This is a genomic window from Amycolatopsis pithecellobii, from assembly GCF_009707865.1.
GTDB lineage: Bacteria > Actinomycetota > Actinomycetes > Mycobacteriales > Pseudonocardiaceae > Amycolatopsis_E > Amycolatopsis_E pithecellobii.
The window spans coordinates 1-12,017 of record NZ_WMBA01000114.1 but is presented as its reverse complement, the minus strand read 5'-3'; the positions used below and the strand labels follow the sequence as shown (position 1 = coordinate 12,017).

General features: G+C 70.0%; 7 protein-coding genes and 1 pseudogene. 3 read left to right on the top strand and 5 right to left on the bottom strand.

Going from position 1 to position 12,017, the window contains the following annotated elements:
• A pseudogene (locus GKO32_RS37155) lies at window positions 1-691 on the bottom strand (hypothetical protein); the annotation flags it as partial.
• Window positions 692-1,149: 458 nt separating this feature from the next.
• Window positions 1,150-3,453, bottom strand: a complete 2,304-nt coding sequence (locus GKO32_RS37150; RefSeq protein WP_312869259.1) for a molybdopterin-dependent oxidoreductase — start codon at window positions 3,451-3,453, stop codon at window positions 1,150-1,152.
• A 42-nt stretch (window positions 3,454-3,495) separates the two neighbouring features.
• On the opposite strand from GKO32_RS37150, the gene GKO32_RS37145 reads away from it, so the two are divergent.
• Complete coding sequence (locus GKO32_RS37145; RefSeq protein WP_312869258.1) at window positions 3,496-4,872, top strand: purine-cytosine permease family protein; 1,377 nt, start codon at window positions 3,496-3,498, stop codon at window positions 4,870-4,872.
• A gap of 284 nt (window positions 4,873-5,156) precedes the next feature.
• On the opposite strand, the gene GKO32_RS40370 is transcribed toward GKO32_RS37145, so the two are convergent.
• Complete coding sequence (locus tag GKO32_RS40370) at window positions 5,157-6,947, bottom strand: rhodanese-like domain-containing protein (RefSeq protein ID WP_154761594.1); 1,791 nt, start codon at window positions 6,945-6,947, stop codon at window positions 5,157-5,159.
• Window positions 6,948-7,051: 104 nt separating this feature from the next.
• Between GKO32_RS40370 and GKO32_RS37135 the strand changes: the two genes are divergently transcribed.
• The gene (locus GKO32_RS37135) at window positions 7,052-7,714 is read left to right on the top strand and encodes a L,D-transpeptidase (protein WP_246245325.1); all 663 of its coding nucleotides are present in this window, start codon (window positions 7,052-7,054) and stop codon (window positions 7,712-7,714) included.
• On the opposite strand, the gene GKO32_RS37130 is transcribed toward GKO32_RS37135, so the two are convergent.
• The gene (locus GKO32_RS37130; RefSeq protein WP_312869257.1) at window positions 7,699-9,948 is read right to left on the bottom strand and encodes a LuxR C-terminal-related transcriptional regulator; all 2,250 of its coding nucleotides are present in this window, start codon (window positions 9,946-9,948) and stop codon (window positions 7,699-7,701) included. The genes GKO32_RS37135 and GKO32_RS37130 overlap by 16 nt on opposite strands.
• Window positions 9,945-11,081, bottom strand: a complete 1,137-nt coding sequence (locus GKO32_RS37125; protein ID WP_154761592.1) for an Hsp70 family protein — start codon at window positions 11,079-11,081, stop codon at window positions 9,945-9,947. The genes GKO32_RS37130 and GKO32_RS37125 overlap by 4 nt, the downstream gene beginning before the upstream one ends.
• Before the next feature lie 217 nt (window positions 11,082-11,298).
• Between GKO32_RS37125 and GKO32_RS37120 the strand changes: the two genes are divergently transcribed.
• Window positions 11,299-12,017, top strand: a 719-nt coding sequence (locus tag GKO32_RS37120) for an IniB N-terminal domain-containing protein (RefSeq protein WP_208024660.1), incomplete at its 3' end; no start/stop codon positions are given.

Genomic DNA, 12,017 nt, shown 5'->3' with positions numbered 1-12,017 from the left:
ACTGCGCTCCGATAGCCACCTGCGATCCGGGCACAGCGACAACCCCAGATGGCGCCCCGCCGCGCCGCGCCCCGGGGCCGACCGCCTGTGCTCCCGCGACAAGCTCTAGCCCAACCTGCCCCGCGTCCTTGCGGGCAACCGACTCCGCCCCGGCGGCCGTCCCTGGGGCGGCCGGTTCCGGCCCCGCACTGGGGCCGGACTCACCCGACGCCGGCTCGGATCCGGCAAACGACTGCGACCCGACAGAAAACTCCGCCCGGCCCGACTGCGCACCAGCACCAGAGTCCGCCACCACCGACTCCGGCCGCGACCCGGCGACGGCCTGACGCCCCTCGCCGATGTCGTGGCCGCCCTCGGCGCGCGACCGTTGCGCCCAGCCGAGCGGCTCCGGTCCGCCCGACGGCGACTCCCCGACGAGCTCGGATCCACCCGGTTGCGACCGCGGTCCGGCCGACGGCTGCGATCCCGCGTGGGGCGCCTGTCCAACCGACTCCGGCTGCTCTTCGGAGACAAACTGCGATCCGGCCACTCGCCCCAGTGCCAGCACGGGTTGCACCGCCGCCCGCTGTGGCTCGACCGCCGGCTCCTCGGCCGCGGGTGGCGCACTAGCCGCCACGATCCCGGTGCGGTCGGCCACCTGAAGGGCCGTCACGATGTCACCCGTCCTGCGGCGCAGGATCGTGCGCGCCATCAATTCCTCCATAGCCACCAGTGGCTGGGTTCGACACCTCGCGCCGCATGCTGTCACCCCGACGGCATGCCCCTATTCAGCCCGAGGCCTGGCCGAAGCTACCAGGGCGATGCCTTTCCCCATGACGAAAGGCTCTCACTTTCGCCAATCCGGCGCTAAGTTGACTCTATCGGGTGACACACACTTCACAGTTCGCGCACAGAGTAACTGAGAATTTGATCTTGAATCCGTGAGCGCTTGACCAAGTCGTCCGCCTCTCGGCCATTCGCCGACCATCTTGCCCCTCAAGGTCAATATCACCCAGAAGTGTTCGAACACAGTTTCGATAGTGCAGTAATGTCAAGGCACACGGTCTTCAAAGCCGCCGAGCATCCCGAACCACTCAACCATCCCGAGGTGATAGCCATGTTGTCGTTGTGCCGCAAGCTTTTTACTCGTGTTGTCTCGTGGTTCCGCGATCAACGCCGGATGACACGCGGCGGACGATCTATCGTAACCGGCGGCGGCGTGCCGTCGTACCGTTCGATCTCCACCAGCACGTGCTGTCCCGTACACCCCTGCGACAGTCGCGAGGTCGGCAGATCGGCAGTCAATACGTTCGGATTCCCATGAACACAAAGGGCTGCGTCAGATCCTTGGGGCAGCGGATCGAACCATGCACCCGTGGGCAGTTGCACCACGCCCTGGCGCAGTTCCGTACTCAGCACGGCACCCGCGAGCAGGCTTCCACGGTCATTGACGACTCGCACAACGTTGCCTTCCGCGATACCTCGCGGGCGTGCGTCATCGGGATGCATCCGGATGGCTTCACGGCCGGTCACCTTGGCGGCTTGGCTCACCGCGCCTCCATCGAGTTGGCTGTGCAACCGCGTGCTGGGCTGGTTTGCGATCAGCTGCAACGGAAACCGCGCGGCGCGCGGGCCACCCAGCCACTCCGAGGGTTCGATCCATGCCGGGTGACCAGGGCAGTCGTCGTAGCCGAAGGCGCGAACCCGCGCCGAGGCGATCTCAATCTTGCCGCTCGGCGTCGGAAGCCGATGGGCTACCGGGTCACTCCGGAAGTCGGCGAACAGCGTGCGGTCCGCTTGCGGTGCCGGCAGCCGATACTCGCCCGTCCACCAGAAGTCCACAAAGGACGGAACGTCGAAACCTTTGTCCAGCAACTGTTTTCGCCACGACTCGTAGAGGTGTTCCAGCCAGGCGCGGGGCGACCGGCCTTCGGTGAACCGCTCCTCGATGCCCAGACGTGCCGCGAGCCCAGCCAGGATCTCGTGATCGTCCCGGGCTTTGGCGAACGGCTCAGCCACCCGGTGCATCGCGATGAGATGTGTGTCCCGACGCCCAGAGCCAAAATCCTCTCGCTCCAACGAAACCGTTGCCGGAAGGACGAAATCCGCGTGCCGGGCGGTCGCGGTCCAGTACGGGTCCTGCACGACGACGGTGTCCGGGCGGGCGAAGGCCGTCCGTAGGCGGTTGAGGTCCTGATGGTGGTGGAACGGGTTGCCACCGGCCCAGTGCACCAGCCGGATTTCCGGGTAGGTGCGGACCGTGCCGTCGTAGTCGTACGACGTCCCGGGATGCAACAGCATGTCCGCGATCCGGGCGACAGGGATGAACTCCCGCACCGGGTTGATGCCCGAAGACAGGTAGGGCACACGAAAGTCGGGTCCAATGTCACCGGTGTCGCCCATGGATCCGTACCCGTGGCCGAATCCGCCCCCGGGCAAGCCGATCTGGCCGAGCATTGCGGCCAGTGCGATCGCGGCCCACACCGGCTGCTCACCGTGTTCGATGCGCTGTAAGGACCAGGTGATGGTGATGAACGTCCGGACCGAGGCCATCCGGCGCGCCAGCGCGACGATGTCCGCGGCAGGAAGTTCGGTGATTGCGCTCGCCCACGCCGCGTTCTTCGGCACGCCGTCGTCCACACCGAGGAGGTAGCGTTCGAACTCTTCGTAACCGGCGCAGTACCGGTCGAGAAAAGCATTATCGTGCAAGCCTTTTACGACCAGGGTATGCGCGAGAGCGAGCATCAGCGCGGTGTCGGTTGCCGGGCGGATCGGATACCACCGAGCGTTCAGCGAAGCTGGGATGTCGTTACGTAGCGGACTGATCAGCGCTACGTCGACACCCTTCTCGCCAAGCTGGGCCAGGAATCCTGGGGTGTGGTGGCGGGTGACGCCGCCGGGCGTGACGAACACGTTCTTTTGCGGCACGCCGCCGAAGGCGACGAGCAGGTCGGTATTCGCCACAATCGTCGGCCAGCTCGAACCGTTCCGAAGCACGTCGGTGGCTCCCCCGACGATATGCGGGAGCACCACGGTGCTCGTGCCATTGCTGTAGGTGTTGCGACTGGAGGTGAAGCCGCCGAACATAGTGAGAAACCGGTGCAGCTGGCTCTGCGCATGGTGGAACCGGCCGGCGCTGGCCCAGCCGTAGGAACCGCCGAAGATCGCCTGGTTTCCGTGCTCGTCACGAATCCGGCGGTACTCGGTGGCGAGCAGGTCCAAGGCCTCGTCCCAGCTCACCGCCACGAACTCCTCGTGGCCACGAGCAGGATCGGGCCCCGGGCCGCACTCGAGCCAGCCACGGCGGATCGCGGGCGTCGCGACCCTGGTCGGATGGTGGAGCGTGTCAGTCAAGTTGCCGAGCATCGGCGCCGGTGCTGGGTCCTCCGGATGCGGGACGACCCTCACCCGACCGTCGGCGTTCACGGCAGCCGAAAACGCGCCCCAGTGTGACGTGCTCGGCCGCAGGCTCACCCGTCCACCACTACCAGACAGACCGCGTGAGACGGTGAAGTCGTGGACAGAAACGCGTTGACGGCCGAAGTCTTCGGTGGCCGGATGCCGGCGAGAGCAGGCGATCTCGGACTCGAATCGCACGGGATCACCCCCGTTCCGGACGGCAACCGGTTCGGGAGGCCGGTACGGCTGCTCACGGTGTTCTTCGCGCCCAACCTGACCATGACCGCGGTGTTCTCCGGGACCCTCGGCGCCGGGCTCGGCCTTGGTTTCGGCACTGGCCTGCTCGCGATCCTCGTGGGCACGGTGCTGGGCTCGATCCCGGTGGCCTACCTGGCGACGTGGGGTCCCCGTACCGGGACCGCGCAGCTGCCGCTCGCACGACTGCCGTTCCGGCGCGCCGTGGTGCTGCCGGGTCTAGTGCAGTGGGCGAGCTCGATCGCGTGGGATGCGCTTGTCGGCTTGTTCGGTGGGGACGCCTTGGCCCAACTGCTCGGGCTCCCGTTCTGGCTGGCCGTCGCGATCGTGCTGCTGCTGCAGTGTGCGGTCGGCGTGCTGGGCTACGAGGTGATCCACCGGGTGCAGGCGGTGATGACGGCGGTCATCGCGGTGTTCTTCGTCGTACTGACTGTCAAGCTGCTTGGCGGGCACAGTGTGGTGGCCGGCAACAGTGTCTCCGGCGGTAACCTTGCCGGCGCGTTCGTCCTGTTCAGCACGATCGCGCTGAGCCTGGCCATTTCCTGGGCGAGCTACGCGTCGGACTTCAGCCGGTACCTGCCGTCGACGACCTCGCGGCCGTGGGCGTTCATCTACACACTGCTCGGCGTCACGCTGTCGTTCGTGTGGGGTGAGGCGCTGGGGCTCGCGGCCGGTCAGACCCTGACCGACCAGACCACGGCCGGGATCAGCACCCTGCTCGGCGGCGGTGCGCTTGGCGCCGCCGCCCTGCTGGTGATCGCGCTGACCGCGGTCTCGTCGAATGCGATGAACGACTACAGCGGCTCACTTGCGCTGCAGACGGTCGGTGTGCGGCTTCGCCGGCCCGTGTCAGCGGTCGTGGTCACGTTGATCGCGTTCGGGCTGATCCTGTGGATGCACAGCGGGGACCTGTCGTCGAAGTTCGAGGATGTGCTGCTGCTCATCGGTTACTGGATCCCGCCGTTCGTCGGGGTCGTGGTGATCGACTGGTGGCTGCGCACCCGCCACGGGCGACGGTTCGACGTGCTGGCCGACGTGGCGGCGCCGCAAGCCGGGTGGCCGGCGCTGGTGGCATTCCTGGCCGGCTGCGGGGCGGCCGTGCCGTTCATGAACACCAGCATCTACACCGGCCCCGTCGCCGCGGCCGCTCATGGTGCGGACCTCGCCTACTACATCGGACTCATCGCCTCGGCCGCCGTCTACGCGGTGCTGCGCGCAGCTGTGCGCTCGCCGCGCTGACCCGGCCCGCCGCCGCAGCCGGGGGCCAGGGCCACCGCGCAGCCGACCGGCCACAAGCGTCGCGCGATCGCGGCCACGCGTCGCGAGCCATACCAACGGAACCGAGTCACGGCACAGCCCGCCGGCAAGACCACCCCACGACAGGCCCAGCCACACCGACCGGGCCGATCACCGCTGGACCGCCGAACGGGGACGGGCATGTCGCGAGCAACCCAGTCAAGCGGACCCGAGCCGGTCCCGGTCACCGGGTGAGGGCGCACCGGCAAGCCAGCCGCCGCGCCCGGCTACGGGGTCGGGCCGGTGGCCGCTGGGCGATCGGGGTAGTTGGACCACTGCGACCACGAGCCTGGGTACAACGCAGCCTCGATGCCGGCCACGGCGAGGGCGGCGATTTCGTGCGAAGCCGTTACGCCCGAGCCGCAGTAGACGCCGACCTCGTTGGTGCTGGCGCCGAGGGCGGCGAAGCGTGCGGACAGCTCGTCCGGGGTGCGGAACCGGCCGTCCGCGGCCAGGTTTTCCGTGGTCGGAGCGCTCACCGCGCCCGGGATGTGGCCGGCGCGGGGATCGATCGGCTCCTGCTCGCCGCGGTATCGCTCGCCCGCGCGTGCATCGAGCAGCACGCCCGGGAACGCACCGGCCTCGTCCATGGCCAGCACCGGCATATTGCCCGGCTTGACGACAACGTCACCCGCCTCCGGAATACGACCGAAACCCTTTTCCAACGGGCGTTCGCCCCACGCTCGCAGGCCGCCGTCCAGTAGCCGCACGTCGCTGACGCCTGCCCAACGCAACAGCCACCAAGCCCGCGCCGCGGCGAGGTTTCCGCTGTTGTCGTACGCCACAACCCGAGAACCTTCCCGGACGCCCCACCGCCGGGCCGCTGCCTGCAACGCATCCGGGTCGGGCAACGGGTGCCGCCCGTCCTGTGGCACGGCAGGCGCGGCGAGTTCCGTGTCGAGATCGACGTACACCGCGCCCGGAATGTGGCCATCGAGGTAATGCTGATGCCCGTTCAGATCGCCGAGCGCCCACCGGACATCCAGCAGCACCGGCGGATCGGCCGACTCCAGCTGCCTTGCCAATTCCTCCGCGCTCACCAGCACCGGCGGCACAACCGCCAGCAGCTCGTCGAGATCCGCGCTGCGCGGCGGCTCGCGCCGGTCCGCGGCCACCCCGATCCGATGCTGCAACGCCTCGTTGAGCGGGGTCGGCACCCCATGCAAGCGACCGAGCAACACGATCTCCCCGTTCAGGAAATCCGCCTCCACCGAACCCGTGCCACGCATCAGGCTCTGCCACGTCGAGCTGCCGCCGCGGACGATGCTCGACGCCTCCGGCACGCTGGCCACTGAGAGGTCCACTTCGGACTCGCTGGCGAGATCGGCCGCGGTCATCCCGGCGGCCTTGAACACCCCGAGCGCTTCGGCACGCAAGGCCGCCGCCAGCTTCGGGTTCGGGCCGTACAGCGCGTCCACCGCGTTCCGGAGATTGCCCAGCAGCTTGCCGGCCTTCCAGTGCACCAGGTCCGGCACGATCTGCACAGCGAAATTGGCCGCCCGGAAACCCGCGGCGATCCCCTCCAGACGGGGATCCTGGCCGGCGGGATACTGCCCGAGCCAGAAAATGCCCTGCTTCTCCCCACCCTCGGCCGTCACCTCACCGGGCCGCAGAAAGCTCGCCGGCTGCCAGATCGCTGCGCCGAACACCGTCCGGAACCGGCGCAGTGCCGCGCGCTCGCTCTCGAGCCCGTTCTGCAGGCTCACAATCGGCAGGTCCGCCGCGACACCGGCACCGGCAGGCCGCCACGACCATTCACGCAACACGGCCTCGGTGTCCTGCGCCTTCGTCGCCAGCACCAGCACGTCGTCGCCGGTCAGCTCCACCTCGTGCGCGCCACCGGCCACATCCAGCCGCACCTGCCGCGCACCATCCGGCCGGACATATCGCAACCCGTGCTCGCGAATCACTGCGCCGTGCTCGCCGCGCGCGATGAGCACGGTCGGAATCCCGGCGAGGTGGAGCTGCGCCGCGACGGTGGACCCGATCGCGCCGGCCCCGATGATGACGTATCGCATGCGCCCATCCCACCACTGCCGGGTGAACCTGCACCACAACCCCTGCCGCAACGAGATCGTGACCAAGAAGGATCAACCAAAGGTATGAACCGGCCGTCTCAACGATGAACAAAGCGACCGATACCCAGGGGGTTCCTGTGCGTGCGAAAAAGATCTGGCTGGCAATGACCGGCGCCGCCGCGGCCATCACCATGGCCGCCTGTTCCGGAGGCACCAGCGCCAACGTCCAGCCCGTCGCCGCCGAAAGCACGCCCTCGTCATCGGCCGCGACGACCACCTCGCCGGCCGCCACGACAACCACCACGCCGCCGAGCACGAGCACCAGCACCGCCCCGCCGAGCACGTCGACCACCACCAAGAAGCCGGCCACCACGACGCAAAAACCGCCGGCCGCCGCGAAACCCGCGGCGAACCCCGCCGTCCCGTGCGCGGTCACCGACGGCGCCTGCGTCGACATCTCCGCCAAGAAGGCCTGGCTACTCAGCGGCGGCAAGGTGGTCTACGGACCGGTGCCCATCACTACCGGCCGCAAGGGCTATCCGACTCCTACCGGCACCTTCCACGTGCTCTCCAAGGAGAAGATGCACCTCAGCAAGGAGTTCGACAACGCGCCCATGCCGAACTCGGTCTTCTTCTACCCCGGCGACGCCTTCCACACCGGCAGCCTCTCGGCTCCGTCGCACGGCTGCGTGCACCTCTCGAGCGCCGCGTCGCTCAAGTTCTTCAACACCCTCAGCGTCGGCGACCCGGTTCAGGTCGTGCCCTGAGTGACGCTCGGCTCCAGCTCCGCGCGCAGCTCGGCGAGCAGTTCGCTGCGACTGCCCGCGCCCAGCCGCTGCCGCATGCGGGCCATGTGATGCTCGACCGTTTTCGCCGAGATGAACAGCCGGTCGCCGATCTGCTTGTAGGTCAGCCCCGCGAGCACCAGCTCGGCGACCTGCCGTTCGCGATCGCTCAGCCGCGCCGGTCCGGGCGTGACCGACGGTTCGCGGCCCTGGAGTACCCGCGCACAGTCCAACAGGGTCACCATCACCTTGCGGTCGGACGTGCGGATCGCCGCCTGCCCGGCCAGCCGCGCACCATCCCAGCACAGGCCCACGTCGTGCAGCCCGCGCGCGGCCGTCTCCACCGCCACCTGGTCGACCTCGCCGCCAAGGACCTTCAGCCAGCAGTCGGCCGCCTGGGACATCGCCGCGAAGTACGCGCCAGCGCTCGCGCCGGTCGAGAGCGCCTTGGCGTGCTCCGCCGCCTCGTCGGGCTGCTCGTCCAGGATCGCCGCGTGCAGCCCGCTCCAGTGCAACGCGGTCGCCCACAGCGGCGGGTCTCCGAGCGCCGCGAGTAATTGCCGGGCTTGCCGCAGGTGCGGGGCGAGCCGGTCACGCTCGCCGAGCCGCGCGGCCGCGACCTCGAACTCCCCGAACGGCAGGAACGTGAACAGGTCCACCGGATGCCGGATGACCGCTTCTCTTGCCTGGCCCCAGATCCGGCGCAACGCGGCGAGATCGCTCGCTCGGCGCGCCAGGCCGACCCGCAGCCCGACGGCGAATAGCCAGTCACGCGGCGACAACTCGTCTCCGGCCTCGCGCAACCGGGACGCGGCGACCTCCTCGTCACCGCGCACCATCGCGATCCACGCCAGCAGCAACCGGTGCCGCGCGACGAGTGAACCGGCCGCGATCGCGCGGGACAGCAATGGTTCCGCGATCGCCGCCTCCCCGCTGTGCACGGCGACGAGCGCGCCCAGCGCGGCCGGACTGTCCGGCAGCAGCACCCCGGCCGACACCGGTTCGAGCATCTCCGCGGAACGGACCAAAGTGGACAGTGCGACGGCCGGCTGCTCGGTCACCGACTCGACGACACCGCGGGCGGCTCCGGTAACCGCGCCGGACAGTAGCGTCGGCGGGCCGTCACCACGGGCTGTGGCCAACATCTGCCGGGCTTCCTCGACCCGACCGGTACCGACCAATGCGATCGCGGCGAAACATCGCGCCTCACTGGTACCGGCCCACTGGAACAGTTCCGCACTGCGCGCGAGCTGACCTCGGTGCGCCAACGCCGTCCCCGCCACGCGCGCGCCCTCGCGCCGGTCGGGTGCGTTCTCGGCCGCGATCACGCCGTCCGCCAGCCGGAGCGCCCCGTCGAAATCTCCCGCCCGCGCAACGGCATCCGCCCAGCGAGCGCCGACCTGCCGGCCGGCCTTCGCCGCCGCTTCGTACAAGCGGGCGGCCACCGGGGGTTCGGCTTCGTGCGCGGCCGCTTCGAAGGCCGCGCCGATCCTGTCGCCGGTCAGCCCGGCCCCGACCAACGGGCTGACCAGCCGTAACAGCGGGCCGCCGCGCTGGGCTTGCCGTTCGACCAGCTCACGGCGCAACGAGATCTGCCGGTCACGCGGCATCAGCTCACGCAACGCGCGCACCGCGATCGGCAGGAGTTTCCCGTCGGGCGTAAGCAAACCGGTCGCGTGTGCCGCTTCGGCCGCGTCGCCCGTGAGGTCGTGCGCCGCGCCCGCTTCCGCGGCCAGCAGGAACCGCAACACGTCTTCGCCGGCGTGGTCGAGTTCGTGCCGCAGCAGGTTCAGTTCCGAAGTCGCTCGCACCAGCCCGGGCACGCCGCCGGTCTGCGTGTGCACGAACTCCGCCAACTCGGGCGAGCCGGTCGCCGCGAGGAACTTCGCCGTGCGGGCCACATCGAACGGGCGGAGCACGATCTGCCCACGCAGCCGCGCGAGCACCCGGTTCAGCGCGGCACGGCGCGCGTGCGGACGGGTCGCGATGACGATGCCCGCCTGCTCGTCGTCCAGGTAACGCAGCAGCTCGGCCAGTTCGGTGTCGCCGAGCAAATGCGCGTCGTCGACGAGGCGGACGTCGGCGCTCGCCAGGCGCTCGAGCACCGTCGTCTTGCCGTAGCCGCCGGGCGCGACCAGCGCGAGCCGGACCGGCGCGAGTTCGCCGGACACAATCGCGGCGCAGACCCGTTCGGTGGGCTCATCCAGCAGGATCACTCGTCGTCCTCGTTTCGGGACCGGCGGGTCGGCGCGAACCGGCGGCGTGGTGGTTCGAGCGGGGTCAGCACGATCGGCGGTCGTGGCGGGGCGGGCTCGGCATCGTAAACCTCGTCCGGATCGAGGTCGGGATAGCCCGTCACTCTGGGCACGAGCGCCGTCGAGGACGGCGGTGCCTCGGCGGGTGGGCGGGCGGCCAACGCCGCGCCACGGCAGGCGGCGGTCGCCGGGTCGGGGTCGACGACGACGCGGCAGTCCACCAGCTCCTCGGCGATGCGGCTGACCAGCGGGATCCGGGCCGAGCCCCCGACCAGCAGCACGGCGGAGAGCTCGTCGTAGCGGCGCAGCGGGTCGAGCGATCTGGTCAGCAACGGCTGGACGAGCCGCTCGAACTCGGCGCGGGTGATCCGGCCCGGCAGGTCCACCTCGGGCGTCGTGGACAGCAGTTCCTTGGTCTCGACTGCGGCTTCGCGGAAGCCGGCCGGGTCGCCGCCGAAGCGTGCCACGAGATGGTCGGCGAGCACGTCGTCCAGCCTGGGTGCGAGCTGCTCGTCATGCGCCAGCAGCTCGAACGTGGCCTGGCCGCGGCGCAGGAGCGCGGTGTCCACGTACTCGCCACCGACGCGGCACACCGCGAGCCGGCTGCCGGTCTCGACCCGCTCACGCACCACCAGGCTCTCGGCCGCGGCGATGCTGTTCGGCAGCAGCAGCGCACCGGGGATGCCGGCGTTCTGCAGCGCGTCGTGCAGCAGTGTGCGGCGGTAGCCACCCCAGCCAGGCGGGTGCGTCAGCGCGATCCGCTCCGGCTCGCCACCTTCGGCGTCGGCGACCTGGTCGGTCACCCAGCCCGCGATGACCGCCGTCAGTGACTCGGGCCGGTACAACTCGTCACCCAGCAACATCGGCACGTCGTCACCGACTCGCCGGACGAACCCACGGGCGATCCGCTCCGGCTCGGTGGGCACGTAGCGCCGCGCCTCCTGCCCGGCGATGACCGTCGCGTCCGCGGCGACGTACAGCACCGACTCGAGCGAGCACACCACCTCGGGTTCGCCCCAGAATTCCCCCGCACGACGGCACACCGCGGCCTTGATCCGGCTGCCACCGATGTCGATGCCGAGGACGTAACGCATCCGAGTGCTTCCTCCTAGGAGTCGTCCTTTCGTACCAAAGGCTTCCGATGGGGTCACATCCCCTAACCCCCTAACGTCCCCGTGCCCCGATTCGGGGTACCGGACCGGGTGCGATCCCCGATGGCAGGACCAGCGGGAATGCCTACCGTGGTCGAAGCCGCCCCGGCCGCGCCGGGCGCCACCTCATGACCAACTCACTAGAGTGCGGAGCTTTCCCTTGTCCCTCCCCGCCCAGACGCTGCACGACTTCGTGCTGGACCTGCTGACCGATGACGCCGCCCGGACGGCCTTCGCCGCCGACCCGACCGCCGCGCTCGCGAGCGCCGGGCTGAGCGACGTGACGCCCGCGGACATTCAGGAAGTGGCCCCGCTCGTGGCCGACTACGCGCCGGCTCCCGCCGCGGACGCGCTCGAGTCCGTCGTGTCGTCGCTGCCCGCCGGTGCCGGCGAAGGCGGCCTGCAGGGCGCGATCGCGCAGCTGACCGCCGTTGCCGACGCCGCCAACTCGCTGCCGGTGTCGCTGCCCGACGCGGGCGCCTCCGAGCGCGCGCTGCCGGTCTCCGAGCTGCCCGTTGACGCCCCGTCGCTCGGCGAGCTTCCCCTCGGCGAGCTGCCCGTCAGTGCCCTGCCCCTCGGCGACCTGCCGGTTGGCGACCTGCCGGTTGGCGACCTGCCGGTTGGTGGCCTGCCGACCGGTGGCCTGCCCGTCGGCGAGCTTCCGACCGGTGGCCTGCCCGTCAGCGACCTGCCGGTTGGCGACCTGCCGGTTGGCGACCTGCCGGTTGGTGAGCTGCCCCTCGGGAGTCTCCCGATCGCCACCCCGGACCTGCCCGGTCTGCCCACCGAGCTCCCCGCCCGCGGTGACCTGCCGACCGGCGAGCTGCCCGTCTCGCTGCCCGACGCCGGCAGCCTGCCCACCGCCGCGCTGCCCACCGG